At 72.3% G+C, this 24,950-nt stretch carries 21 protein-coding genes and 1 pseudogene; 12 read left to right on the top strand and 10 right to left on the bottom strand.

The window, feature by feature from the left end; genetic code table 11:
* Nucleotides 1-38 precede the first annotated feature (38 nt).
* From KSP35_RS14360 to KSP35_RS14325, 8 genes are all read left to right on the top strand, one after another.
* Nucleotides 39-1,244, top strand: a complete 1,206-nt coding sequence (locus KSP35_RS14360) for a type II secretion system F family protein (protein ID WP_216996490.1) — start codon at nucleotides 39-41, stop codon at nucleotides 1,242-1,244.
* Nucleotides 1,237-1,806, top strand: a complete 570-nt coding sequence (locus KSP35_RS14355; RefSeq protein WP_216996489.1) for a prepilin-type N-terminal cleavage/methylation domain-containing protein — start codon at nucleotides 1,237-1,239, stop codon at nucleotides 1,804-1,806. Before KSP35_RS14360 ends, KSP35_RS14355 begins: the two co-directional genes overlap by 8 nt.
* Nucleotides 1,800-4,781 carry a prepilin-type N-terminal cleavage/methylation domain-containing protein gene (locus KSP35_RS14350; RefSeq protein ID WP_216996488.1) on the top strand — a complete coding sequence of 994 codons (2,982 nt, stop codon included), beginning with the start codon at nucleotides 1,800-1,802 and terminating at the stop codon, nucleotides 4,779-4,781. The genes KSP35_RS14355 and KSP35_RS14350 overlap by 7 nt, the downstream gene beginning before the upstream one ends.
* A complete protein-coding gene (locus KSP35_RS14345; protein ID WP_216996487.1) occupies nucleotides 4,778-5,371 on the top strand; it encodes a hypothetical protein in 594 nt (197 codons plus the stop codon). The genes KSP35_RS14350 and KSP35_RS14345 overlap by 4 nt, the downstream gene beginning before the upstream one ends.
* A 161-nt stretch (nucleotides 5,372-5,532) precedes the next feature.
* Nucleotides 5,533-5,916, top strand: coding sequence for a type II secretion system protein (locus tag KSP35_RS14340; protein ID WP_216996486.1), 384 nt, complete (start codon nucleotides 5,533-5,535; stop codon nucleotides 5,914-5,916).
* 168 nt (nucleotides 5,917-6,084) lie between these two features.
* Nucleotides 6,085-7,653 (top strand): PilT/PilU family type 4a pilus ATPase, encoded by a 1,569-nt coding sequence (locus tag KSP35_RS14335; protein WP_216996485.1) that lies wholly within the window; start codon nucleotides 6,085-6,087, stop codon nucleotides 7,651-7,653.
* Between the two features lie 190 nt (nucleotides 7,654-7,843).
* Nucleotides 7,844-11,902, top strand: a complete 4,059-nt coding sequence (locus KSP35_RS14330) for a fibronectin type III domain-containing protein (protein ID WP_216996484.1) — start codon at nucleotides 7,844-7,846, stop codon at nucleotides 11,900-11,902.
* Between the two features lie 97 nt (nucleotides 11,903-11,999).
* Complete coding sequence (locus tag KSP35_RS14325) at nucleotides 12,000-12,359, top strand: hypothetical protein (RefSeq protein ID WP_216996483.1); 360 nt, start codon at nucleotides 12,000-12,002, stop codon at nucleotides 12,357-12,359.
* Nucleotides 12,360-12,374: 15 nt separating this feature from the next.
* Here KSP35_RS14325 and KSP35_RS14320 read toward each other — a convergent pair whose 3' ends face one another.
* Nucleotides 12,375-13,799 carry a lipopolysaccharide biosynthesis protein gene (locus KSP35_RS14320; protein ID WP_216996482.1) on the bottom strand — a complete coding sequence of 475 codons (1,425 nt, stop codon included), beginning with the start codon at nucleotides 13,797-13,799 and terminating at the stop codon, nucleotides 12,375-12,377.
* Between the two features lie 106 nt (nucleotides 13,800-13,905).
* On the opposite strand from KSP35_RS14320, the gene KSP35_RS14315 reads away from it, so the two are divergent.
* Both KSP35_RS14315 and KSP35_RS14310 read left to right on the top strand, forming a co-directional pair.
* Nucleotides 13,906-14,859, top strand: coding sequence for an alpha/beta fold hydrolase (locus KSP35_RS14315; protein WP_216996481.1), 954 nt, complete (start codon nucleotides 13,906-13,908; stop codon nucleotides 14,857-14,859).
* The gene (locus tag KSP35_RS14310; RefSeq protein ID WP_216996480.1) at nucleotides 14,856-15,545 is read left to right on the top strand and encodes an alpha/beta fold hydrolase; all 690 of its coding nucleotides are present in this window, start codon (nucleotides 14,856-14,858) and stop codon (nucleotides 15,543-15,545) included. Before KSP35_RS14315 ends, KSP35_RS14310 begins: the two co-directional genes overlap by 4 nt.
* A gap of 238 nt (nucleotides 15,546-15,783) precedes the next feature.
* On the opposite strand, the gene KSP35_RS14305 is transcribed toward KSP35_RS14310, so the two are convergent.
* The 4 genes and pseudogenes from KSP35_RS14305 to KSP35_RS14295 form a co-directional block, all read right to left on the bottom strand.
* A complete protein-coding gene (locus KSP35_RS14305) occupies nucleotides 15,784-16,860 on the bottom strand; it encodes a polyprenyl synthetase family protein (RefSeq protein ID WP_216996479.1) in 1,077 nt (358 codons plus the stop codon).
* A 76-nt stretch (nucleotides 16,861-16,936) separates the two neighbouring features.
* Nucleotides 16,937-17,740, bottom strand: a complete 804-nt coding sequence (locus KSP35_RS14300; protein ID WP_254126775.1) for an NAD-dependent epimerase/dehydratase family protein — start codon at nucleotides 17,738-17,740, stop codon at nucleotides 16,937-16,939.
* Nucleotides 17,682-17,870 (bottom strand): annotated as a pseudogene (locus KSP35_RS25975) (NAD-dependent epimerase/dehydratase family protein); the annotation flags it as partial. The pseudogene KSP35_RS25975 and the gene KSP35_RS14300, both read right to left, overlap by 59 nt.
* A 48-nt stretch (nucleotides 17,871-17,918) precedes the next feature.
* Nucleotides 17,919-18,734 (bottom strand): hypothetical protein, encoded by an 816-nt coding sequence (locus KSP35_RS14295; protein WP_216996477.1) that lies wholly within the window; start codon nucleotides 18,732-18,734, stop codon nucleotides 17,919-17,921.
* A 100-nt stretch (nucleotides 18,735-18,834) separates the two neighbouring features.
* On the opposite strand from KSP35_RS14295, the gene KSP35_RS14290 reads away from it, so the two are divergent.
* Nucleotides 18,835-19,359 carry a hypothetical protein gene (locus KSP35_RS14290; protein ID WP_216996476.1) on the top strand — a complete coding sequence of 175 codons (525 nt, stop codon included), beginning with the start codon at nucleotides 18,835-18,837 and terminating at the stop codon, nucleotides 19,357-19,359.
* A gap of 27 nt (nucleotides 19,360-19,386) precedes the next feature.
* On the opposite strand, the gene xseB is transcribed toward KSP35_RS14290, so the two are convergent.
* The 5 genes from xseB to KSP35_RS14265 all read right to left on the bottom strand — a co-directional run bounded on the left by xseB (nucleotide 19,387) and on the right by KSP35_RS14265 (nucleotide 24,288).
* Nucleotides 19,387-19,629 carry an exodeoxyribonuclease VII small subunit gene (gene xseB, locus KSP35_RS14285; protein ID WP_216996475.1) on the bottom strand — a complete coding sequence of 81 codons (243 nt, stop codon included), beginning with the start codon at nucleotides 19,627-19,629 and terminating at the stop codon, nucleotides 19,387-19,389.
* Nucleotides 19,626-21,005: an exodeoxyribonuclease VII large subunit gene (xseA, locus tag KSP35_RS14280; protein ID WP_216996474.1), complete on the bottom strand. Its 1,380-nt coding sequence runs from the start codon at nucleotides 21,003-21,005 to the stop codon at nucleotides 19,626-19,628. The genes xseB and xseA overlap by 4 nt, the downstream gene beginning before the upstream one ends.
* A gap of 127 nt (nucleotides 21,006-21,132) precedes the next feature.
* Nucleotides 21,133-21,720: a superoxide dismutase gene (locus KSP35_RS14275; RefSeq protein WP_216996473.1), complete on the bottom strand. Its 588-nt coding sequence runs from the start codon at nucleotides 21,718-21,720 to the stop codon at nucleotides 21,133-21,135.
* A gap of 121 nt (nucleotides 21,721-21,841) precedes the next feature.
* Nucleotides 21,842-23,713: an ABC transporter ATP-binding protein gene (locus KSP35_RS14270; RefSeq protein WP_254126774.1), complete on the bottom strand. Its 1,872-nt coding sequence runs from the start codon at nucleotides 23,711-23,713 to the stop codon at nucleotides 21,842-21,844.
* Nucleotides 23,714-23,793: 80 nt separating this feature from the next.
* Nucleotides 23,794-24,288 carry a MarR family winged helix-turn-helix transcriptional regulator gene (locus tag KSP35_RS14265; RefSeq protein WP_216996472.1) on the bottom strand — a complete coding sequence of 165 codons (495 nt, stop codon included), beginning with the start codon at nucleotides 24,286-24,288 and terminating at the stop codon, nucleotides 23,794-23,796.
* A gap of 99 nt (nucleotides 24,289-24,387) precedes the next feature.
* On the opposite strand from KSP35_RS14265, the gene KSP35_RS14260 reads away from it, so the two are divergent.
* Complete coding sequence (locus KSP35_RS14260) at nucleotides 24,388-24,930, top strand: YceI family protein (RefSeq protein WP_216996471.1); 543 nt, start codon at nucleotides 24,388-24,390, stop codon at nucleotides 24,928-24,930.
* Nucleotides 24,931-24,950 lie beyond the last annotated feature (20 nt).

The raw sequence follows: 24,950 nt of genomic DNA, 5'->3' as shown, positions 1-24,950 counted from the left end.
GACGAGCTCACGACGTTCCGGGGGGAAGCTCAATGGCCGTGTACGCGTACACCGCCCTCACGCCTGATGGCGAGCAGGTGAAGAGCACGGTCGAGGGCATCAGCCTGGTCTCGGCGGAGAACGACCTGCTCCGGCAGAACCTCCGCGTCGTCAAGATCCGCGAGCGCAAGGGCCTCGCCCAGATCGAGATCTCGCCGCAGCGGGTCCCGCGTGGCGAGGTCATGCACTTCTCCCGTCAGATCGCCGCCTTCGTGCGGACCGGCATCCCGATCATCGACGCCGTCCAGGTGGTCGAGGACTCCACCGCCAACAAGCGGTTCAAGCTGATCCTGCGCGACGTGCGCGAGGCCCTGGTGGCCGGCGTGCCGTTCTCCCAGGCCCTCGAGCCGCACCGCGCCGTGTTCCCGCCGTACTACCTGAGCATCCTCGCCTCGGCGGAGCTCACCGGTCAGCTCGACACCGTGCTCGACCAGCTCTCGATCTACATCGAGCGCGACATGGAAGCCCGCTCCGCAGTCAAGTCGGCCCTGACGTATCCGGCGGTCGTCCTGGCCATGAGCGTGCTCACCATGCTCGTGATGGTCGGCTTCGTGCTCCCGAAGTTCGTGGACTTCTTCGACGAGCTGAACTCGAAGCTGCCGCTGCCCACGCGCATGCTGCTCGGCTTCGCCGACTTCGTCACCACCTTCTGGTGGGCGATCCTGCTGGTCGTCGTCCTCTTCGTGCTGTCGCAGGTGTACATCGGGCGCACCGAGACGCTGAAGCGACGGCGCAGCGCCTTCTTCATGAACCTGCCGGTCATCGGACCGATCCTGCGCTACTCCGCGGTCGAGCGCTTCTGCCGGATCATCGGCGCCATGCTGCGAGCGGGCGTGCCGCTGCCCGAGACCATGGCCGCCGCCATCGAATCGACGAACAACCCGGTGTTCGTGCACAGCCTCCGCACGGCGCGCTCGGAGATGCTCGAGGGCGAAGGCGTCGCCGAGCCCCTGGCTCGCACCGAGCTGTTCCCGGCGGCCGCCATCCAGATGTTCCGGGTGGGCGAGGACACCGGCACGCTCGACGCGCAGATCGAGTCGGCCGCGAACTTCTACGCCCGGGAGACCGAGTACAAGCTGAAGCGGCTGACCGACCTGTTCGAGCCGGCCGTGGTCGTGTTCATGGGCTTCATCGTGGGCTTCGTGGCCGTCGCCCTCATCTCGGCCATGTACGGCGTCCTCCAAGGCGTCGACACCAGTGCTTGAACTCGCTCACCGGCGGGCCCCCGCCGGTGGCCTCCCCGAGCTGGTGCGCAACCGGCGTGAGCGGGGCGAGACGCTGCTGGAGATCCTGATCTCGATCTCGCTCATGAGCATCGGGATGCTGGCCGTGATCACCTCGCTGTTCACGTCGTCAGCCACGGCCAAGCTGAACACCGAGCGCACACGGGTCGCGGTCTTCCTGCAGAACTGGGGCGATCGGATCATCGCCCCGAAGCTCAGCAACGGCACCGACAACTACGTCGGGTGCACCGCCTCGCTGGCCGATGCCAACTCCGCCGGCCTGCCGTCGGGCTGGACGGCCAGCTACAAGACGGAGTACCTGGCGAAGAACGGGGCGAGCAACCAGCCGGCGAACTGGGCTTCGCTCAGCTGGGTCGACGTCAACTCCTGCTTCAACCAGGGCGGTGACCAGGGCCTGCAGCGGGTGACGCTGTACGTGAAGAGCAAGCCTGGCAAGTTCCAGACCACCGACAGCCTGGTGCTGATCCGTCGGAACCCGAACTGCCCCTCCACCTTCAACAACGCGGACCTCGGACCATGCTGAAGCTGTCCCACCACCTCCGCAACGGTCGCTGCGCCACGTGTCGGCACGCCGACGACCCGGGCTTCACCTTGGTGGAGCTCCTCGTGGCGGTGTTGATCCTGGCGATCATCATCGTCCCGATCAGCGCGGCGATGATCGCCGGGTTCAAGGTCGTGGACCTCACCGGCAGCAGCCTCCAGGGCTCCATCAACCGGGACCAGGCCAGCGCCCGTTGGGCGGCGGATGTGGCGGCCGTCGACGCCACAGGCGTTTCCTACAGCACGGCCCGGGCTTGCCGCGGCAACGGGGGCGGCTCCAACGAGACGCTCTACGTCACGTTCAACACCTCGCGCCTGGACAACGCCGGCAGCACCCAGGTGCGAAGGGTCAGCTACTGGATCACCGGCGCCGGCACCTCGACGTCGTTCGTGCGCCGCTCGTGCGTGGGCACCCTCAACTCGCTGTCGCTCACCAACGCCCACGAGTTCGTGGTGGCCCGCAACATGGGCGTGAAGGGCCGCTCGCAGGCCGACACCGTGTTCGCCCCCAACGGCGCCGGCACCAAGCCCTGCAACGAGTTCTCGTGCGAGGCCAACATGAACGGCCGCTACTACTTCGAGCTCCGGGCCCAGCGTCGCACCTTCGGTGCCGGCGTGCCGCTCCAGGTCGGTCGCCTCTACTCCTCGGCCTACACCCGGGCTCTCGCCGCCGGCCAGACCAACAACCTCGACCGGTTCCGCTACGCCCACGTGAGCCTCACCGGCATCGTCGGCAGCCCCGAGCCGGCCATGGGCAACACGGTGGCGGCCCAGCGCCTCTCGCTCGCCCCGGGCCTCGAGGGCAGCCCGGGCATGAACGTGCAGTTCCGGGTCCTGCAGAAGACCACTGGCAAGTGGCTCACGTCGGTGGCCGGGTCCTACAAGTTCGACGGCACCAACCCCGCCACGTGGGTCACGGGCAGCTACGACAGCGCCACCGAGACGTGGTACGTGCCGATGGCGTTCGGGACCGAGGCCCAGGTCGGCGCCACCACCGGCACGCTGCCCACCGTCGATGCCGGTGGCGAGTACCGCGTGTACACGCAGCTGACCGAGTCAGGCGCCACGGCCGTGCCGAAGCAGTACGGCGGCGCCAACGGGTTCCCGCTCTGGATCGACTGGCGGCCCGACTCCGTGGTGTTCGTCAACGGCACCAGCGGCGTCGACACGGCCGACGGGCGCGTCGACGCCGTGACCGGCATCCCCAAGCCGGTCAAGACCCTGGCTCGTGCCCTGGCCGTCGCCAAGGACAACCCGTCCACGCCGGCGGCCAACGACGACCAGCGGCCCGAGATCCTGATCAACAGCTACGTGTCCACCACCGCCACGTCAGCCTTCACGGGCCAGCTGCGCGTCGACACCACCACGGCGATCAACAACACCACCCTCCAGGGCGCCAACACCGACAAGTGGCTCCGCGCCAGCGTCGACAACGCCACGTGGGGCCACTCCCGCCTCACCGGCGGCCCGTCGACGACCGCCTCCCCGCCCACCGAGCCCTCGATCGGCCTGTCGATGAGCGGCGTGACGGGGCTGCGCATCCGCCAGGTCAACATCAACTCCGGGACCACCGCGGCGACCGTCACGCCTCGGGCCCTGAGCACCTACGGCATCATGATCTCCAACTCGGCGACGCCCACCGGCACCCAGCTGGAGCTGCAGAACCTCGACGTCGGCGTATCAACCGCGTCGACCTTCTCGACCGCCCAGCCCGCCACGGCCCGGTCCTGGAAGACCGCGTGCGCCGGGCGCCAGGGCGCCTCCGAGAACGGCGGCGCCAACACCGGCGCCGACCCGGCGACGGGCACCGGCGCCGCCAGCACCCTCGAGACCGACTGCACCTCGAACGGCACGGCAGCCGGCGGTGCGGGCGGTTCGGGTGGCTCTGGCGGTGGCGGCGGTGGCGGCGGCAGCTTCTTCAGCTCTGGCAGCAGCGGTGCCGGCGGCGGCTCCGGAGCCGGCGCCAACGCCGGTGGTGGTGGCGGTGGTGGTGGTGGCGGCTACTGCGTGACCCCCTCGCCCGGCGTCGGTTCGGCAGGTCGCGGCGGTGCCGGCGGCGCCGGCGGTTCTGCGGTGGCCGGCTACCTGGTCGCGCCCTCGCTGGGCGCCAACGGCTACACCCCCGGCACCGGTGCCACGGGCGGGGCCGGCACGCCCGGCTCCGGCGGTGGTGGGTCCGGTGGCGGTGGCGGCACGTACTGCGCCGGTGGCGCCACGGGCCACCAGGGTGGTTCGGGCGGCCACGGCGGTGGCGGTGGCGGTGGCGGCACCGGCGGCGTGGGCGGCGGCTCGTCGTTCGGCGCCTACCTCTGGAACTCCGGCACGGTCAACATGGTCGATGCCGCCATCAACCTCAACCGGGGCGGCAACGGCCAGCCCGGCGGCACCGGTGGCACGGGCGGCAACGGCGGTCCCGGTGGTCCCGGCGGCGCCCAGGGCAAGGGCGGCAACGCCGATGGCGGTGGCGGTGGCGGTGGCGGTGGCGTGCGCCGGAGGCAACGGCGGCGACGCCGGCAGCTCCGCTGGCGTCTTCACCAACAGCGGCACGCCGACCTCCATCGTCTGCGTCCTGGTGGCCGGCACCCCTGGCTGCGTGGCCACCTCGTCGGGCACGTTCACCGGGAAGTTCAACGGCGCCACGGCCGGCACTCCCGGTGCGGCGGGGCCCACCGGGCCTCTGCTGGCGAACGGCAAGCGCGGCGGCGGCGCCGGTGCCTCCGGCGGCCTCGGCGCCCAGCAGACCATCTTCTTCTTCTTCAACTACGACACGGCCAGCGGCGGCAACGGCGGCCAGGCGCTCACCGATGCCCAGCCGGGCAACGCCGGCAGCGCCGGCAAGGCGTGTCGCATCTGGACGGGAGGGGCGAGCTGTGCCGTCAACTGACCGCTTCGCCGCCGCCCGGCACCGCGCGCGGGCCGCCCACGAGGACGAGTCCGGCGTCTCGTTGGTCCTGGTGATCGTGTTCATCGCAGTCATCGGGGTGCTGTCCGCCTCGCTGATCTCGCTCGCCTACTCCGGGTCCAAGTCGAGCAAGGCGTACCGCCAGGAGCGGGTGGTCCGGTACAACGCCGAGTCCGCGCTGCAGACCACCGTGCTGCGGCTCCAGCGGAACCCGCTGATCGGGACCGACGCCACCTCCACGGGCACCCCGCCCTTGGACGCCTCGTGCGCCATGAACCTCCCGATGCAGCAGGACACCACCCAGGGCGCCAAGGCCACCTTCGTGGCGGGTTCGGTCCTCTCGGTCACCTGCGGCCCGACGTGCTCCACCACCACCTCCACCGGCAGCTGCGACCCCAGCGTGGCCGGAGGCTCCGGAGGGCTCGATGGCGACGGCGGCCAGAAGCCGCGCGACATCACCATCACGGTCACCTGCAAGGGCCCGGCGGCCGGCGCGCCCGGAGCGCTGCTCGACTGCCGCGGCTCGGGCGCGTCCACGCGGGTCGTCGCCAAGGCGCGGGTCCGCTTCGAGATCGACACGACGGCCGCCAACCAGTCCCAACGCGCCACGATCCCCAAGATCGTGAGCTGGGACACCAGTCGGTGACCGCCGCGAGATCGGCCCGCTGCGGCCGAAGTTGAGCCATACGGCTCACGACGCAGACAGCAAAGCTTCGTAAGATCGCAAAGCGGTCCGATTCGGAGCCGACAGCACCTGAGGCCGCCGGCTTCGGGACCGACAACCAAGTCAATTCCCTAGGGGGGAACGTGCTCAAGCACATCAAGTCACAGCAGGACTGGAACGAGAAGAGCCTCAGCGCCAAGGGCTTCACGCTCATCGAGCTCCTGGTCGTCATCGTGATCCTCGGCATCCTCGCCGCGGTCGTGGTGTTCGCCGTCAACGGCATCACCGACAAGGGCAAGACCAACGCGTGCAAGACCGAGCAGAGCGTCGTGAAGACCGCCGTCGAGGCATACAACGCCCAGGAGGGTGGCTACCCCACGAGCATCAGCCAGCTCACCACCGGCAAGAAGTACCTCCAGGACTCCCCCACGTGGTGGGACATCACCGGCTCGACCGGTGACCTGCAGCGCATCAACACCGATCCGTCGCAGAACAACGGCATCAACACCACGGACTGCCCCGCCTGATAGCGGTCCACCTGCACTGACGGAACGGGCCCGCCCTTCGGGGCGGGCCCTTCCGCGTCCGGGGGCCGGCTCGGACCCGGGCTGCCCTGGGCCTCCGACGGCCGAGCCTCCGGCGGGTAGTCTCTCGACGCCGCGCCGGAGGGGCCGGTGATCTGGAGGGGAAACCGCATGCTCAGCAGCCAGGCCCGACGCTTCGGCGCGGCGCTCATCGACCGCCACGTGCTCACCCGGGACGAGGTCGAGGCCGCCCTCGACGAGGCCGCCCGCACCGGCTCGCCGTTCCCCGAGGTGCTGGCCCGCGCCGTCGACCTCCACCCCCGCGACCTCGCCGCAGCCTGGGCGGCGTCCGCCGGTGCCCGCTTCATCGACTTCACCGACGAGGTCGTGCACCCCGAGGCACCCGGCCTGCTGCCGGAGCCCCTCGCCCGCTCGTCGCGGGCCGTCCCGCTGCGCCACGCCGGCGATGCCGTGCTGGTGGTGTTCCAGTCGCCCCTCGACGCGGCGGCCGTCCAAGCCGTGGCCGAGCACCTGCGCACGACGGCGCAGCTCGAGCTCGAGGTCGGTGTGGCCGAGGCGTCCGGCATCGACGCGGCCCTGGCGGCGGCGTACGGCGGCGAGGAGCCCGTCGCCCAGTCCGGCGACCGCGGCCAGCCGTCGCCCGACCTCTACCGGCTCTTCGACCGCACCATCGAGCTCGGCGGGTCCGACCTGCACCTCGCCGCCGGCCAGCCGCCGATGGTGCGCCTGGTGGGCGAGCTGATGCGCATGCCCGACGAGCCGGTCCTCAGCGCCTCGACGGTGCGCGAGATGGTGTACTCCATCCTCACCGGGCGCCAGAAGGAGCGCTTCGAGGAGACCAACGAGCTCGACACGTCGCACGCCATGGGCGCCAAGGTGCGCTTCCGGGTGAACGTGTTCGTCCAGCGCAACGCCGTGGGCGCAGCGTTCCGCGTGATCCCCTACGACGTCGTCCCGTTCGAGCAGCTGGGCGCCCCAGAGATCATCCGGACCTGGGCCGACCTGCCTCGCGGCCTCGTGCTGGTCACCGGGCCGACGGGCTCCGGCAAGTCGACCACCCTCGCATCGCTGATCGACATCGTGAACCGCTCCCGGCAGAGCCACATCATCACGATCGAGGACCCGATCGAGTTCGTCCACCGGTCCCAGATGTCGCTGGTGAACCAGCGCGAGGTGGGCGAGGACACCAGCGGCTTCGGCCGAGCGCTCACCTCGGCCATGCGCCAGGACCCCGACGTCATCCTCGTGGGCGAGATGCGCGACCTCGAGACGATCTCCACCGCCATCACCGCTGCCGAGACCGGGCACCTCGTGTTCGGCACGCTCCACACCCAGGACGCCGCCCAGACCGTCGACCGCATCATCGACGTCTTCCCTCCCGGCCAGCAGGGCCAGGTCCGGATCCAGCTCGCCAACTCGCTGGTGGGCGTGTCCACCCAGCAGCTGGTCCCCACCGCCGACGGTCGCAGCCGGGCCATGGCGTGCGAGGTGCTGGTGGCCAACACCGCGATCCGGGCCCTCATCCGCGACGGCAAGGTGCACCAGATCCACAACGCCATGGCCTCGGGCAAGCGCCTGGGCATGCAGCTGATGGACGAAGCGCTCGCCGGCCTGGTCCGCAGCGGCGTGGTGAACGCGGACCAGGCCATGCGCCGGGCCCACAACCCGGACGAGCTGAAGCGCATGCTGGCCGCCCCTGGGGCCCCGCCGGCCCGCTGACCTGGGCGTCCCGGTTCGGCGCGGCCGGACCGGGACGAACCACCCACCCGGGCCTTTGGGCGCGAGCGATCATGCGGTAGTCTCGTGGCCGTCGTTCCGAGGGGGGAGCAGTCGCGGGCCTCGGCCCCGGTCGGTCCATTCGGGGGGGCTTGGTCTGCGCCTCTTGGCGCACCGACGGAAGGAATGGACCATGGCGCGTCTTCGGGTTCGGGCACTGGTGGCTTCGGCCGCCGCAGTCCTGCTGGTCACGATCGTCCCCCTGGCGGCGCAGGAGGTCGGCGCGGTCGCGCCCACCAGCGCGCCCACCGGCTTGTCGCCGAACGGCGACTCGGTCGGCGGCAACCCGCCCCTGAGCTGGAACCGGCTCCCGGACGCCATCCGCTACCGCGTGCAGGGCTCGACGGACCCGGGCTTCGGCACCACGCTCTTCAGCGACACCACCACGAACTCGAACTACACGCCCATCAACGAGCTGCCCACCGGCACCGTGTACTGGCGGGTGGCCGGCCTGGACGACGGCAACAACGCCGGCCCGTTCGCCACCGCCACGTTCACCAAGGGCCTGGCGGGCCCCACCCCGCAGGCCCCGGCGAACAACGCCACCCTGACCTTCCCCACCGACCCGCCCTCGTTCTCCTGGACCCCCACCGCCGGATCGAAGAGCTACGTGCTCGAGGTTGACGACGCCGCCGACTTCAACGGCGCCAAGAGCTACACGACGTTCAACACGTCGCTCACCGTGACCGAGGCCCAGCCCAGCGGCCAGGCGTACTACTGGCGGGTCCGCGGTGCGTCCACCACCTCCGGCGGCGGCGTGGTCACCGATTGGTCGCCCACCCGGACCTACAACGTGACGTGGCCGTCCACGCCGACGCTCACCACCCCCGGCGACGCCGCCGGGGTCACCGACATCGACCTCTCGTGGAACGCCGTTCCCGGTGCTGCCGTCTACAACGTCCAGATCGACCTCGACAGCGAGTTCACCCAGCCGCTGACGGTCACCGCCAACAACGTGCGCGGCACCCGCTACACGTTCCCGTCGACCCTCGACAACCAGACGTACTACTGGCGGGTCCAGGCCGTCGACGCCAAGGGCAACCTCGGCAACTGGTCCGCCGCCCGCACCTTCACCAAGCAGTGGCTCTCGAAGCCCACGCTCGTCTCACCCGCCCTGGACGCCAGCACCAGCGGCAACCTCATGTTCCAGTGGACGTCGATCGACCACGCCTCGAGCTACGAGCTGCAGGTCTCCAACGACCAGTTCTTCACCGTCTTCGACACGTGCACCACCACCCAGACCCGGATCTACCAGGGCCTGTCGTGCTCCGCACCCAAGGCCGGCACGTCGGGGTACTACTGGCGGGTCCGCGGCATCGACGGCCCCGAGGGCGTCACCAGCCTCTGGTCCACGACCCGGCACCAGGCCGGCCACACCGCGCTGCCGGTGCTCGGCGGCACCTTCAACGCTTCGACCCCGGTGAACCGGGTCCTCCCGGCCAACTGCGCCTCGGACGCCTGCGCCGTGCGGGCCATCCCCACCTTCACGTGGGACCCCACGCCCGGCGCAACCCAGTACCGCCTCTACATCGCCACGGACGTGAACTTCACCACGATCCTCCGCACCTACAGCATGGGCAACCAGACGGCATACACGCCGCCGGAGGAGCTGCCCGACAACAACGCCGGCCAGGCCTACTACTGGCACGTCCGGGCGTGCGGCGGCTCACCGCTGACCTGCGGCCTCGACCCCAACGGGGCCTCGCCCGCCGCCCCCTCGTCGACCTTCAAGAAGGTGTCGGCCAAGGTGGTGCCGACCTCGCCGGCCAGCGGCCTGGCCGTGAACGTGGCGAACGCCCCGACCTTCCGCTGGCAGGACTACCTGGAGACCACGTCGGGCCTCCCGGACAACCCGGCTCCGGGCACCACCGACCTCGAGGCGAAGACCTACCAGATCCAGGTGTCGACGGTGAACACGTTCGCCCAGATCCTGGACGACAAGACCGTTGACCAGACCTTCTACACGCCGGCCGACCGCACGTACCCGGAGGGTCCGCTCTACTGGCGGGTCCGCGCGATCGACGGCAGCCCCAACAGCAACTTCCTGGCCTGGAGCGACACGCAGGTCTTCACCAAGAAGTCGCCGGCGCCGGCGTTGGTCTCCCCGTTGAACGGATCGACCGTCTCGGGTGCCCCATCGTTCGCGTGGTCCCCCCTCGGCTTCGCCGCCACCTACGAGTACGAGGTGTACAAGAACGGCGACACCCTCTTCTCGCCGTCGAACCGGGTCGCAGGCGTCACCACCCAGCACGTGCGCCACACCCCTACCAACGTGCTGCCCCCGGGTGACTACACCTGGCGGGTGCGGGCCCGGGACGCCGACTCCAAGGTCGGCGCCTGGTCGAGCGACGGCGGCAGCGTGCCGGTCTTCACCGTGCAGGCCACCACCGTGCAGCTCACGTCCCCGGCCAACGCCGCAACGGTCGGCGACGACCTGGTCCTCGCCTGGAACCCGGTGCAGGGCGCCAGCTCGTACCGCGTCCAGCGGGCCAGCACCTCCACCTTTGCCTCGCCGGCGAACCAGACCGTGACGGTCATGAGCTCCTACGCCCCGATCGAGGTCGTGGCGGCGGGCACCTGGTACTGGCGGGTGCAGGCCCTCGATGCGAGCAGCAACCAGATCGGCATCTCCGCTGCCCGTACCTTCACCAAGGCCGGGGTGCCCACCGCTCCCACCGGGGTCAGCGCCACCGCGGGCAACACCACCGCCACGGTCTCCTGGACCGCGCCCACCAGCAACGGCGGCGCAGCCATCACCGGCTACGTGGTGACGCCCTACATCGGCTCCACCGCCCAGGCGCCCAAGGTCACCTCCACCACCGCCACCTCCGTGCAGGTGACGGGGCTGACCAACGGCACCGCCTACACCTTCCGGGTGGCGGCGAAGAACTCCGCCGGCGTCGGCGTGCAGTCGAACGCCAGCAGCGCGGTGACTCCGCTCGGGACCATCCCGAGCGCGCAGGGTGCGGCCTACGTGGCCATCTCGCCCTGCCGGGTGATGGACACCCGCTTCGGCCCCGGCGCCTTCGCCGCCGACCAGCAGCGCAGCATCCAGGTCGCCGGGGGCGGCGGCAACTTCGCCGCCCAGGGCGGCAAGGCCGGCGGCTGCGACATCCCGGCCGATGCCGTGGCCGTCGAGGCGTCGGTCACCGCGGTGGACCCGGCGTCCACGGGCTTCTTCCGGGCCTGGCCGGCGGGCCAGGCGGCACCGAACGCCACCTTCGTGAACTTCACCAAGGGCAAGAGCACCACCAACACCGGCTCCTTGACGCTGGCCGCCAACCAGATCCAGGGCCTGACCATGCGGAGCTTCGGGGCCAAGGCCCACTACGTGATCGACGTCCAGGGCTACTTCTCGTACCCGCCCGTCGACAACGGCACGGTCTTCGTGCCGATCACGCCGTGCCGGGTGGTCGACACCCGCTTCGGCGGCGGTGCGCTCATCACCGGTGAGCAGCGCGACGTGCGGGTCGGCGGCACCGGCACCGAGTTCGGCGCCCAGGGCGCTCAGAACAACGGCTGTGGCATCCCCGACAACGCCCAGGCCGTGGAGGCCTCGGTCACCGCGCTCAGCCACACGGGCGGCGGCTACTTCCGGGCCTGGCCGGCCGGGACCGCGGCGCCCAACGCCACGTTCATCAACTACGCCGCCAACCAGGACACCACCAACACCGGTGCCCTGACCCTCAGCACCACGGCGACGAAGGACCTCACCATCCGGAACTTCGGCAACCGGTCGCACTACGTGATCGACGTGCAGGGCTACTACGCCCTCGCCGGCACCGTCGCCGGCGGCACGCTCTACGTGCCCATCACGCCGTGCCGCATCGTCGACACCCGGGCTGGCGGCGGCGCCATGGCTGCCGACGCCACACGGACGTTCAAGGTGGTCGGCACCGGGCTGAGCGCCCAGGGCGGCACCGCGAGCGGTTGCGGGATCCCCTCGGGCACCAAGGCCATCGAGGGCTCGGTCAGCGCCGTCAGCCCGGCCGGTGGCGGCTACTTCCGGATCTGGCCGTCGACCGCCAGCCGGCCGAACGCCACCTTCCTGAACTTCAGCAAGGGCCAGGGCACCACCAACACGGGGGCGATCGCCCTCGCTGCGGGCTACCCGGAGCTCAGCGCCGCCAACTACACCAACTCGTCGAACTTCGTGATCGACGTGCAGGGCTACTTCAAGCCTGCCGCCTGACGGCGTCGTGACCGTGCCGGGATCGTGCCCCCAGCGGGCGTGGTCCCGGCACCGTCGCGCCCGGGGGAGGCATGGGCCGTGCAGTACCGTCTCCGCCGTGGAACGCAGCGACGGGCGGTGGCGAGGACAGGCGGGCTTCACCTTCGCCGAGCTCGCCCTGGTCCTGGTCTTCGTGGTCGGCCTGCTGGTGGTGGCCACGGTCTCGGTGCGCAACATCCGCCACGAGACGTCCTCGAGCAACTGCCAGACCCAGCTGCGCACCCTGAAGCTGGCCACCGAGCGCTACCACGCCGTCAACCAGGCCTATCCCGTCGACAAGTCGGTGCTGGTCGACGGCGGGCTGGTCACGGCGTCGGAGGTGGCCGACTGGACGGTGGACTTCGCGTCGGCCGCCACCGAACCCACCTACCGGGCCGCCGACGACGGCCCCTGCACCGGCACCGCCAAGACCTCGTAGGTCGAGGCGCCGAAGCTAGGCGACCGGCAGGAGCGGATCGAGCTCGGCCGCCGCCGAGCGGTCGGCGGTGGTGCGCCGCCCGACCCAGGTGACCCCGGTGGCCACGATGGCCGCGAACACGTTGCCCACCAGCCACGAGGTGGAGGCGCCGTCGAGGCCGTGGCCCTTGCCGGTGCCCGGCACCAGGATGAGCGCCGGCACGATGATGGCCAGCGTGAGGGTGATGGTGATGATCACCGTGCTGGCGTGGCGGTGCATGACGCGGGCCTCGGTCAGGTACAGCGAGCTGAGGGCCCAGGGGATGCCGGCCAGCATCATCGCCGGCAGGATGTGGGCGCTGTCGCGGTAGTCCTCGCCGTAGGCCGCCACCACCACCCCCTTGCCCAGGAAGGTGACGACGGTGCCGGCGGCCATGAGGCCGACGGCCAGCAGCATGGCCAGGCGCATCTGCGAGCGGAGCTGCGCCCCGTCCTTGCCGCCCTCGGCCAGCAGCGCCTGGCCGATGGCCGACGGGACGTAGAAGGCGATGGCCACGATGCCCCATGCCACGTAGAAGCTGGAGTTGGTGGCGCTGTCGACGTGCACCAGCACGATCACCGGGAGGGCGAAGTAGGGCGCCTGGTAGGCGAGGGTGGAGAGGTAGTTGATGAGCGAGTAGCGGACGGCCGAGCGGGCGGTGGGGGGCTTGGGCGCCAGGCGGTGGCGGCCGCCGGTGATGCGGTTCACCAGCGCCATCCCCACGAAGCCGGAGATGGCCACCGGGCCGCCGAGGTAGAGGAACAGCAGCACCGGTCGGTGCTCGGAGGTCTGGCCGATGGGCAGCAGGAGGACCTTGGCCACCGCCACGATGCCGATGCGGGCCAGCACGAGGTTCCAGCGGCGCATGGTCATGCACCGGACGTCGACCACCAGCGAGAACGCCGAGCCCATGACCACCAGGGCGAACAGCACGAAGCCGCCGATCGGGTGCCAGTCCCACAGCACGTGGGCGGCCTTGGGGTGCACGACGGCCAGGTAGAGCCCCGAGGCCACCACCGAGGAGATGGAGGTGGCCAGGGCGCCCCAGGCGAAGATGACGTGGCTGCCCTCGGACCGGTCGGCCGAGTAGCGGGCCAGCGCCACGGGCAGGCCCAGCCCGGCGAGGTAGGTCACGAAGAGGACGGAGGTGAACAGCGCCGAGGCGTCGCCGAAGTGGGCCTTGGTGTCCCACTGGGCCACGATCAGCGAGAAGACCATGCCGCCGAGCCCCTGCACCGCGGCGCCCACCACCAGCACGCTGGAACCGGTGAGGAGGTGCTTGTGCCCACCGGCCGCTGAACCGGCGCCGGCAGGGCGGAAGCGCTGGAGCAGGGCGGCGCGTCGGGAGGCGGGGGACGGCTCCGCACCGGTGGCGGCGGCCTCGGAGGGGCTCGCTTCGGTGTCGGGGTGCAGTCCGGTCACAACCCCGCCACTGTAGGGGTCGGGGCGCTCGGGAAGGGGGTCCGCCAGCCACGGGCGGGCGCCGGGACTTGACCGACGGGTCAAGTCCAGGCGGTAGCCTGCCGCCGTGGTCCTCCCCGCCGCTGCTCCGCCGTCGCTCGCGCCCACCCGAGGCGACGCTGCGGCGCCGTCGTACCCCGGTGCCCGCCGCCCCGACCGGCACCGCACCATCGACGCCGACGGCGTGCAGCTCGCCGTGTGGGAGTGGGGTGACGAGGCGGCGCCGCCGGTCCTCTTCGCCCACGGCGGCTTCGACTTCGCCGGCACCTTCGACCTGCTCGCCCCGCTGGTGGCCGACGCCGGCTGGCGGGTGGTCAGCTGGGACCAGCGGGGCCACGGCGACTCGTCGCACGCCCACCTGTACTCCTGGGAGGCCGACCTGCGCGACGCCCTCGCCGTGCTGGACGCCACCGGCGCCCGCTCGCTGCCCGTGGTGGGCCACTCGAAGGGCGGGGCGCTGATGCTCCAGCTCGCCGACGCCCAGCCCCACCGGGTCTCGCACCTCGTCAACCTCGACGGGCTCCCGTCGGCCCGGTCGTGGCCCGACGTGCCCGAGCACCACCGCACCAAGCTGCTCAACGGCGAGCTGGCGGGCTGGCTCGACCACCGCCGCAAGGCCACCACCAAGGTCCGCCGCCCGGGCACCATCGCCGAGCTCGCGGAACGGCGGGGGCGGATGAACCCGCGGCTCGACCCGGCGTGGCTGCGCTACGTCGTGCCCATCGGTGCGTTCCAGGAGGACGACGGCTGGCGCTGGAAGATCGACCCGGCCATGCGGCCCGGCGGCTTCGGCCCCTGGCGCCCCGAGTGGTCCATGGCCCGCCTGCCCTCGCTCGGCATGCCGGTGCTCTGCGTGCTCGGCCTCGAGCTCGAGGTCATGGGCTGGGGCACGCTGCCGGAGGACGTCCACCCGAACCTCCCGCCGGGCGCCCGCTTCGTGCCGCTCGACGGGGTGGGCCACTTCATGCACGTGGAGAAGCCGGCCGTGGTGGCCGACCTGATCGTGGGGTTCCTCTCGTGAGCGCGCGATCCACCGTGGTGCTCCGCCACGTCAACGTCGACCTCGCCCTGCACCAGCTCCGGGCGGGCGAGGGCCGGGCCCTGCTGCTCCTGCACGGCCTCGGCGAGCGCACGCCGGACGAGGTGCCCCGCCACCTGGCGGCGTGGCCCGGGCCCGTCTGGGGCCTCGACCTCACCGGCCACGGCGCGTCGACGTCATCGGCCGGCGGCGGCTACACCGCCGAGGTGCTCATGGCCGACGCCGACCACGCCCTGGCCCACCTGGGGGAGGCCACCGTGCTCGGCCGGGGCCTCGGGGCCTACGTCGCCCTGCTCATCGCCGGGGCCCGGCCCCGATCGGTGGTCGGCGCCATCCTCACTGACGGGCCCGGCCTGGCCGGCGGCGGCCCGAGCCCCCACTCGCCCTCGGCGCTGCGCCCGGTCCGTAGCTCGGATGGCGACGCGCCCACCACCCCCGATCCCTATGCGCTGGCCGAGCTGTCCCAGGACGTCCGCCCGGCCGACTACGCCACCGCCTTCGTCCGCCAGGCCCAGCAGTTCTCCGGCCTCGAGACCCCCATCGCGGTGGCCGGCGTGGTGCGCCCGCCTTGGCTCAGTGCGGTGGCCGACGAGCACGGCGTCGCCTCGGTGACGCTCCCCGAAGCCCTCCGCCTCTTCGCCGACGCCACCCCCACCCCCGCCCCCTGACCCCGACCCGACCACCCGGTCACGCCGCGATACGGCCCTGCACCGACCCCACCCACCCCTTCCGGGCAACTTGTGGGCGGAGGCTGCCGTTTCCGGCGGTGTGGGCCCACAAGTTCGAGAGCGGCGCGGTCTCCCTCGGCAACTTGTGGGCGGAGGCTGCCGTTTCCGGCGGTGTGGGCCCACAAGTTCGGGGGAGGGGGGGTGTGGGGCGGTCGGTCGGCGGCGGTCCGGGTGGGCGTCAGGCGTCGCGGGCGACGACGAAGGCGGCGAGGTCCCGGAGGGCGGCGCGAGCCGGGTCGGTGACCGGGATGGTGGCGAGGGCGGCGACCGCTCGCTCGGCCAGCTCGGCGATCTGGCGCTCCGCCTCGGCCAGGGCGCCGGTGGCCACCAGCACCCCCTGGAGGTCGGCGATGGCCTGGGCGCCGAGGTCCGGGTCGCCCACCTGGGCGAGCAGGACCTGCTGGGCCGGTGTCGCCTGCTCGTCGGCGACGGCGAGCAGCAGGGTGGGCTTGCCCTCGCGCAGGTCGTCGCCGACCGGCTTGCCGGTGCGGGCGGAGTCGCCGAACACGCCGAGGACGTCGTCGCGCAGCTGGAAGGCCTCGCCCAGCGGGTCGCCGTAGCGGCTGAGCGGCTCGGTGAGGTCGTGGCGGCCGGCCAGCGTGGCGCCGAGCTGGAGCGGCCGCTCGATGGTGTACTTGCCCGACTTGTAGCGGGCGATGCGACGGGCGGCGGCCCGGTCGCGCTGGGCGATGGCCGTCCCCAGCAGGTCGAGGTACTGGCCGATGTTGAGCTCGATGCGCAGCTCGTCCCAGTGGCGCCCGAGCTCGACCGGGCCGGCCGGCAGCAGCTGGTCGGCGTAGACCAGGGCGAGGTCGCCCACCAGGACGGCGACGCCCTCGCCGAAGCGGCGGCCTTCGGCGGCCCAGCCCGATTCGGCGTGGCGCTCCACGAACTGGCGGTGCACGGTGGGGCCGCCGCGGCGGACCGCCGAGCCGTCCATGACGTCGTCGTGGATGAGGGCGAAGCCCTGGAGGAGCTCGAAGGCGGCCCCCGCGTCGACCACGCGAGGATCGTCGGGGTCGCCGCCGGCGCCCACGAAGCCCCAGTGGCAGAAGGCCGGGCGCAGGCGCTTGCCGCCGGCCATCACCAGGCCGCGCAGGGCCTCGATGGGCTCGGCCAGGGCGGGGTCCAGGGCCGACCAGCGCCGGCGCTCCTCGTCGAGCAGGGCGCCCACCCGGTGCTCCACCCGCTCCGCGATGGCGACGAGATCGGCTGGCAGCTGCTGGGTTCCGGGGGTCGGCGACGGGCCGGACATGGCGGCAACCCTACGGCCGGTCGGAGATGACCACCCCATCGGCACCCGGCCGTGGGCGGCCGGTGGACCGGTCGGTTCAGGCGCCGGCGGCGACGAAGTGCTCGACCGTGCGGGCCAGCCCGTCCTCGAACGACACCGACGGCACGTACCCGAGGTCGGCGGCGGCCGCGGAGAGGTCGGCCGAGCTGTGGCGGACGTCCCCCGCCCGCGGGGCGACGTGGACGGCCTCGGTCTCGACGCCCAGGATCTGCTGGAGGACGGCGAGCAGCTCGACCAGCGACTGCTCCCGTCCGCCCGCGATGTTGTACGCCCGGCCCGAGCACACCTCCGCCGGCGCGGTGGCCGCGGCCAGGTTGGCCGCCACGACGTCGCTCACGAAGGCGAAGTCCCGGCTCTGGTGGCCGTCGCCGTGGATCTGGGGCGAGGTCCCGGCGCGCAGGGCGCTGATGAACAGCGGGATGACGGCGGCGTAGGCCGCATCCGGCCGCTGCCGGGGGCCGTAGACGTTGAAGTAGCGCAGGGCGACGGTCTCGAGCCCGTGGAGCTCGGCGAAGACCCGGGCGTAGTGCTCGCCCACCAGCTTGGTGACCGCGTAGGGCGATCGCGGCAGCAGGGGGGTGGACTCCGGGGTGGGCCGGACGTCGGCCCCGCCGTAGACGCTGCTGGACGAGGCCTGGACCACGCGGCGGGCGCCGAGGCGGTGGGCGGCGTCGAGCACGGCCAGGGTGCCGTGGGTGTTGGCGTCGTCGGAGACGAGGGGGGGCGTCGACCGAGCGGGCCACCGAGCCGAGGGCGGCCTGGTGGAACACGACCTCGACCCCGTCCATCGCCCGTTCGAGCAGCTCGACGTCGGTGACCGAGCCCTCGAAGAAGGCGGCATCGCCGGGGAGGTTCTCCGCCCGTCCGGTGGAGAGGTCGTCGAGGATGCGCACCTCATGGCCCTGCCGGAGCAGCTCATCGGCCAGGTTCGACCCGATGAAGCCCGCTCCTCCCGTCACCAGCGTCAACATCTGGGCGACTCTAACGGGATGCCCGACGGTGGCCCGTCGTCGGCGCGGCTACATGCCGGTGGCGAACGCCGGACCGGTCGGGTCGAGCATCACGTGGAGCATCTCCTCGGTCCGCTGGCGGGGCTCGGTCCCCGCCGGGCAGTCGTCGGGGCCGGTCGTCTGGTCCGGCACGAGCATCCCGCGCTCCATGCACAGCCCGCCGTCGGCCCGGTGGTAGTGCCACACCGCGAGCGAGCCGAAGGGCTGGGGCCCGTGGGCATCGGCGGTCGCCGCAGCGAACATCACCGACTCGAGCCGGGAGCCCTCGGGGGTCTGGGCGTACACGAGGAACTCGGGGTGGTCGGGGTCGAGCACCCGGTCGTCGAACAGGGCCCGGCGGTCCACCCAGTGGCTGCTGCACGTCTGCATGGGCTCGTAGCCGTCGCGCTGCGCCGCTGCGGGGTCGGCCCACCCCTTCGTGGTCGCCCGTGCTCGGACCGCAGCGACGAACGAGGCCGCGGCCTTGCGCTGGGCGTCGGTCGGCGGTGCGTCGAACGGCACAGAGGAGGTGTCGACGTGGGGGTCGGGGTTGCCGAACGAGCGCTCCCAGCGCCCGTCCACCTGGCTGACCGTCGCCGCCCCTTCGTGGTGCCCGCCCATGGCCGCCATGGACGGCGGCGCGCACATCGGGTCCGGTGAGGTGGTCGACGTGGCGGAGGCGGTGGACGCCGTGGCTGCTGCCGATCGCGCCGGGGACGCACGGTCGCTGCTCGACCGGTCGCGGGTCTGCCACCACCCGGCGAGCAGGACCACGACCACGACGACCGCCACCGCGCCGCGCTGCGCCAGGCGCCGATCGGGACCGTCTCCTGCCGATGGCTGCACGATCCTCCCCCTCACGGTGCGGCCCGGACAGCGTACCGGCGGTCGTCGTGTCGAGCCGGGCGGCGCTCGCTCCCGAAGCGGTCGTCCCTAGGCTGGCCCGGTGCTCCCATCGCGCGGCCCACGGGGCCACAGGACGGCGGCCGCCCTGCTCGTGCTGGTCGTGGGGGCGCTGGCCCTCACCGGGTGCGGCAAGGACGAGTTCGCCGACAAGACGGCTCGGGTCACCGTCAGCGGGAAGACGACCACCTACCAGGTCGACTCCTGCGGCCTCGACGGGCGGACGGCGTTCGTGGTCGGGCGCAGCGACTCGGGCTCGATCCTGCAGGCCGTCGTGGGCGTGAAGGCCGACAAGGCCACCGGCGTGCCGTCGTCGACCGGGCTGAGCGTGATCGACGACGGGCTGGAGCTGGCGGGCTTCGGCTCGGAGTCGTGGCAGCGCCGGGGCATGAGCGGGGCGGCGCCGGGCACCGTCACCTCGGCGCGCATCCGGGGCAGCCGCATCCAGGCGTCCGGCCGCCTCGTGGGCGTCGACGCCGACGGCAAGCCGCGAGCCGGCGCCAGCGGCGTCGACGACACCGGGTTCCCCTTCACCCTCGACGCCCGCTGCGACACCGCCGACGGCTAGGCCCGCCGACGCGTCGCCGGTCGGGCGTCAGCTGCCGTCGGCCTCCGGGTCGGCGGCCTCGGGCGTCAGCCCGCCGACCACCTCCTCGACCTTGACGCGAGCGGCGGAGATGCGGCCGCGGCAGTGCTGGACCAGCTCGGCCGCCCGCGTCACGTCGGTGGCCACGCGGTCGACGTCGGGCTCGTCGTGCTCGAGCCGATCGAGGATGGACTCGAGCTCGGCGAGGGCTTCGGGGTAGCCGAGCTCGGCGACCGGGGTGGGCTCGCTCATGGTGCGCTCCTCGTGGGTGGCGGTGGTGGGGCGGCATCGACCGTGGTGATCGTGCTGGTGGCGGTGCCGTCGACGAAGCGGGTGACCAGCTCCGTGCCGGCGGTGAGGTCCTGCAGGCGGCCGACGGGCCGGCCGTCGGCCGTCGTGGTGATGGTCCAGCCGCGGGCGAGGGCGAGCTGCGGGTCGTGGGCCCGCACCTGGGCGGCGAGGGCGTCCAGCGCCCGGTCGGCCCGGGCCAGGCCCCGCTCGGCCCGCCCGGTGGCGGCGGCCAGGGACGCGTCGAGCACGTGGTCCGCCCGGTCGAGCACCCGCCCGGCGCCGCGCCCGGTGCGGTTGGCGGCCCCGTCGAGGCGATCGGTGTGGCGGGCCAGGGTGCGGGTGGCGGCCCGCCCGACCCGGGCTGCTCGCCGGTCGAGGCGGGCGTCGGCCACCGCCGCCGACGCCGCAGCAGCGCGGCGCGCCTGGGACCACCGCTCGTCGACCCGGTCGAGGAAGGCCCGCACCAGCGAGACCACGGCGGCGGCCGCGGCGGTGGGGGTCTTGTGGGCCGAGTGGGCCAGCTCGTCCGCGATGGATCGGTCGACCTCGTGGCCGATGCCCGTGAACACCGGCACCGGCATGGCGGCGATGGCCCGGGCCACCAGGTCGGTGTCGAAGCCGGCGAGGTCGGTGCGGGCCCCGCCGCCGCGGACCAGCAGGATCACGTCGACGCCGTCGCGGGCCACGCGGTGCAGGGCGTGGACCACCGAGCGGGCGGCGTCGGGGCCCTGGGTGCGGGCGTCGGCGGTGCGCACCACGAACGCCAGCCCGGAGCCGGTGAGCTCCGAGAGCACGTCGGCGTGGGCGGCGCTGCCGACGCTGGTGACCAGGCCCACCCGCAGCGGCACGAGCGGGACCGGCAGGCGGCCGTTGGCCTCCACCAGCCCGTCGGCGGCGAGCGCCGCGAGGATGCGGTCCCGGTCGGCCTGCAGGCGCCCGAGGGTGAACGCCGGATCGATGCCGGACATGCGCAGCTGGAGCGTGCCGCGCGGGGCGTACCAGCGCAGGCGTCCCTGGATGCGCACCTCGATGCCGTCGTCCATCCGCACGGCCCCGCCGGCCCGCTTCAGCTGCTCGTTGACGTGCTTGCGCTCCGGTGCGAGGAGGGTGACCGAGACCTGGGCCCGGGGCTGCTCGCCGGCGGCGGTGGGCTCGGCGAGGTCGAAGTAGGCGTGGCCGTTGGCGGAGCGGGACAGGTTGCGGATCTGGCCCTCGACCCAGAGGTCGCCGGGGAAGGCCGAGGCGGTGAGCCGGGCGATGCGGGCGGCCAGCTCGCCGACCGTGAGCGTGGGCGGGCCGCCGACCTCCTGGTCCCCGAACAACGACGCTTCGGCCACGGCCCGGACCGTAGCCGCCTCGCTCGGCCCCCCGGCCCGGGCCCCGGGCGACGAGGCCCGTGCCCTAGGCGGGCACGGGCCTCGTGGCGGTGCTGCAGGTGCCCCGGCGACGGGCCGGGGCGCCGGGTCAGCTGGCGCTGTGGTTCTGGCCCACGAAGTCCCAGTTGACGAGGTTGGTGAGGAAGTTCCCGATGTAGTCGGGGCGGGCGTTGCGGTAGTCGATGTAGTAGGCGTGCTCCCACACGTCGATGGTGAGGAGCGCCTTCACGCCGTGCTTGAGGGGCAGGTCGGCGTTGGAGGTCTTCTGGATCTTCAGCCCGCCGTCGTCCACCAGCCAGGCCCAGCCGGAGCCGAACGTGGTCTTGGCGGCCTCGGTGAACTCCTCGGAGAACTTCTCGTACGAACCGAACGCCGAGTTGATGGCGTCACCGATCTCGCCGGAGGGGGCGCCGCCGCCGGTGGGCGAGAGGCAGTTCCAGTAGAAGGTGTGGTTCCAGACCTGGGCCGAGTTGTTGAACAGGGGCCCGGCGTCGGCGGCGAGGATGATCTCCTCGAGCGACGAGTCGGCGTGGTCGGTGCCCTCGATGAGGCCGTTGAGCGTGTTCACGTACGTCTGGTGGTGCTTGCCGTAGTGGTACTCGATGGTCTCCTCGGACAGGCCCTTGGAGGCGAGGGCGTCCTTGGCGAAGGGGAGCGGGGGCAGCTCGATGGCCATGGTGGGGTTCCTTTGGGTTGCGTTTCGACGGGGTGCCGTGGTTTGGACAGCGTTTCCTGTTCGACCCTACCGCCAGGTCTCCGGTGGCAGAACCCCGGACGGGCGACGGTGCGGTGAACGGTCAGGGCGCGGTGCGGTCGGCGCGGACGAGGGTGCGGTAGAGGTCGGCGTAGAGGCCGCCGGCGGCGAGCAGGTCGGCGTGGCGGCCCTGCTCCACCAGGCGGCCGTGGTCGAGCACGAGGATGCGGTCGGCGTCGGTGATGGTGGAGAGCCGGTGGGCGATCACCAGCGAGGTCCGGCCCTCGAGCGCCCGGGCGAGGGCCTCCTGCACGGCCGCCTCGTTCTCGCTGTCGAGGTTCGAGGTGGCCTCGTCCAGGATCACGATGGCGGGATCCTTGAGCAGCATGCGGGCGATGGCCAGCCGCTGCTGCTCGCCGCCCGAGAGCCGGTGGCCCCGCTCGCCCACCACGGTGTCGTAGCCGTCGGGCATGGCGGCGATGACCTCGTGGATCCGGGCCGCCCGGGCGGCGGCCTCCATCTCGGCGAGGGTGGCCCCCGGCTTGGCGTAGCGGAGGTTCTCGGCGACGGTCTCGTGGAACAGGTGCGGGTCCTGGCTCACCACGCCGATGGCGGCGCGCAGCGAGGCCTGGGTCAGGTCGCGCACGTCGTGGCCGTCGACGCGCACCGCGCCGGCGGTGGTGTCGTAGAGGCGCGGCACCAGCTGGGTCAGCGTCGTCTTGCCGGCACCCGAAGGCCCGACGATGGCCACCAGCTCGCCCGGCAGGATCGAGGCGCTCAGGTCGTGCAGCACCGGCCCGCTGCCCAGGTCCGGCGCGGCGAGCTGCGCGGCGCTCTCCAGCGAGGTCACCGAGCTCTCCGCACCGCTGGGGTAGGCGAAGGTGACGGCGTCGAAGTCGATGCGCCCGGTGGGTGCCACCAGCTCGACGGCGTCGGGGTGGTCGGTGATCGGGTTGGGCGCGTCGAGCACCTCGAACACGCGGTCGAACGAGACGAACGCCGTCATGAGGTCGACCCGGGCGTTGGTGAGGCTGGTGAGCGGCGAGTAGATCTGCGCCACGAACACCCCGAGCGCGACCAGCGTCCCGGTGGTGATGCTGCCGGAGATCACCAGCCGCCCGCCGATCAGGTAGATCACCGCGGTGCCCACCGCGCCGACCATGGTCAGGGCCACCACGAAGGTGCGGCTGTACATGGCGCTGCGCACCCCGATGTCGCGCACCCGGGCCGCCCGGTCCGCGAAGCCGTCGCGCTCGCGGTCGTGCTGGCCGAACAGCTTCACCAGCAGGGCGCCGGAGACGCCGAAGCGCTCGGTCATGGTGGTGTTCATCGACGCGTTCAGGTCGAAGCCCTCACGGGTGATGCCGGCGAGGCGGCGACCCACCCGCTTGGCGGGCAGCAGGAAGACCGGGAGCAGGAGCAGCGACAGGCCGGTGAGGCGCCACTCGAGCACCGCCATGGCCACCAGCGTGGTGGCCAGCGTGACGACGTTGGAGACCACCGTGCCGAGCGTGCCGGTGACCGCCCGTTGGGCGCCGATCACGTCGTTGTTCATGCGGCTCACCAGCGCGCCGGTCTGGGTGCGGGTGAAGAAGGCGATGGGCTGGCGCTGGACGTGGTCGAACAGGGCCGAGCGGAGGTCGTAGATCAAGCCCTCGCCGATGGTCGACGACAGCCAGCGCTCCACCATCGACAGGCTGGCGTTCAGGAACGCGACCACGATCATGATCCCGGCCAGCACCGTCACCAGCCGGCGGTCGTCCTTGGGCACGGCGTCGTCGATGATCGCCTTGATGACCAGCGGGGGAGCGAGGCCCAGGAACGACTCCACCACCACGATGGCCAGGAAGCCGAAGGTGCGGGCCCGGTAGGCGTGGGCGAAGGACCACACCCGGCGGACGAGCCCGGGCGTGAGGGTGGCGCTCTTGGCCGCCGACGCGCCGGTGCTCATCATCCGGTAGATCTGCGCGTCCATGGCCCTGCGAGGCTACGGAGCGCTCGGCGCGATCACCGCCCCTCACAGCCCGGGTTCGGGCGCCTGTCCGGTGCCGGGGGTCAGGCGCCGGGGCAGCGGCCGACGGGGCTGATCGCCTCGTCCATGCGGGCGAAGGCCCGGGCCATGACGGCCAGCTCGTCCGGCTCGACCTGGTCCAGGAAGTAGGCCCGCACCCCGGCCACGTGGTGGGGGGCGGTCTCGGCCATGAGCGCCCGGCCGGCGTCGGTGATGACGGCGAAGAAGCCACGGCGGTCGCCGGGGCAGGACTCGCGGCGCACCAGGCCCTTGGCCTCCATGCGGCCGACGTGGTGCGAGAGCCGGCTGCGCGACTCGACCGACTGATCGGCCAGCTCGGCCATGCGCAGCCGCCCGCCCTCGGCCTCGGAGAGCGCCACCAGCACGCCGTAGTCGTCGTGGCTGATGCCGTGGGTCTTGAGGTCCCGCTCGAGGCGGTCGAGCAGGCGACGGGTGCCGGTCACGAAGCTGCGCCAGGCCTGCTGCTCGTCGTCGGACAGCCAGCGGACCGGCTCGGGGGGTGCGGGTGCGTCGGCCATGGAGCCACCGTACCGCGAAGTGGTTGACACTTCAACGAATTCGGGTAAAGTGGTTGTCAGTTCAACGATCAAAGCTTCACCCACCCAAGGAGTCCCACCATGACCAACCCCGAGATCCCCGCCGGCACCTGGACCATCGACCCCAGCCACTCCGAGGTCGGCTTCAGCGTCCGCCACCTCATGGTCTCCAAGGTCAAGGGCAACTTCGAGACCTTCGAAGGCACCATCACCATCGCCGAGGACCCGCTGGCCTCCTCGGTCACCGCCGAGGTCGACCTCTCCTCGATCAACACCCGGGACGAGGGCCGTGACGGCCACCTCAAGTCGGCCGACTTCTTCGAGGTCGAGAACCACCCCAAGCTGACCTTCACCTCCACCTCGGTCGAGCCCTCGGGCAGCGACTTCAAGGTCACCGGTGACCTCACCATCAAGGGCACCACCAAGTCCGTCGTGCTGGACCTCGAGTTCAACGGCGTCCACCCCGACCCGTGGGGCGGCACCCGCGCCGGGTTCTCCGCCGAGACCGAGATCTCCCGCAAGGAGTTCGGCGTCGACTTCGAGATCCCGATGGACGGTGGCGGCGTCGTCGTCGGCGACAAGATCAAGGTCATCCTCGAGGTCGAAGCCGTCCTCGCCAGCTGATCTCGCTCTGGGGCGCTGCG

It is taken from the genome of Aquihabitans sp. G128 (assembly GCF_019048865.1).
Classification (GTDB): Bacteria; Actinomycetota; Acidimicrobiia; order Acidimicrobiales; family Iamiaceae; genus Aquihabitans.
The sequence above is the reverse complement of the archived record's forward strand: the minus strand, read 5'-3'. Positions and strand labels throughout refer to the sequence as shown.

Bases quoted from the DNA above. Each gene is read 5' to 3' on its own strand.
- KSP35_RS14350 (WP_216996488.1), top strand. From the start codon at position 1,800: ATGCTGAAGCTGTCCCACCACCTCCGCAACGGTCGCTGCGCCACGTGT.
- KSP35_RS14335 (WP_216996485.1), top strand. From the start codon at position 6,085: ATGCTCAGCAGCCAGGCCCGACGCTTCGGCGCGGCGCTCATCGACCGC.
- KSP35_RS14330 (WP_216996484.1), top strand. From the start codon at position 7,844: ATGGCGCGTCTTCGGGTTCGGGCACTGGTGGCTTCGGCCGCCGCAGTC.
- KSP35_RS14305 (WP_216996479.1), bottom strand. From the start codon at position 16,860: ATGTCCGGCCCGTCGCCGACCCCCGGAACCCAGCAGCTGCCAGCCGAT.
- KSP35_RS14300 (WP_254126775.1), bottom strand. From the start codon at position 17,740: ATGCCGCCTTCTTCGAGGGCTCGGTCACCGACGTCGAGCTGCTCGAAC.
- xseB (WP_216996475.1), bottom strand. From the start codon at position 19,629: ATGAGCGAGCCCACCCCGGTCGCCGAGCTCGGCTACCCCGAAGCCCTC.
- KSP35_RS14275 (WP_216996473.1), bottom strand. From the start codon at position 21,720: ATGGCCATCGAGCTGCCCCCGCTCCCCTTCGCCAAGGACGCCCTCGCC.
- KSP35_RS14270 (WP_254126774.1), bottom strand. From the start codon at position 23,713: ATGGACGCGCAGATCTACCGGATGATGAGCACCGGCGCGTCGGCGGCC.
- KSP35_RS14265 (WP_216996472.1), bottom strand. From the start codon at position 24,288: ATGGCCGACGCACCCGCACCCCCCGAGCCGGTCCGCTGGCTGTCCGAC.
- KSP35_RS14260 (WP_216996471.1), top strand. From the start codon at position 24,388: ATGACCAACCCCGAGATCCCCGCCGGCACCTGGACCATCGACCCCAGC.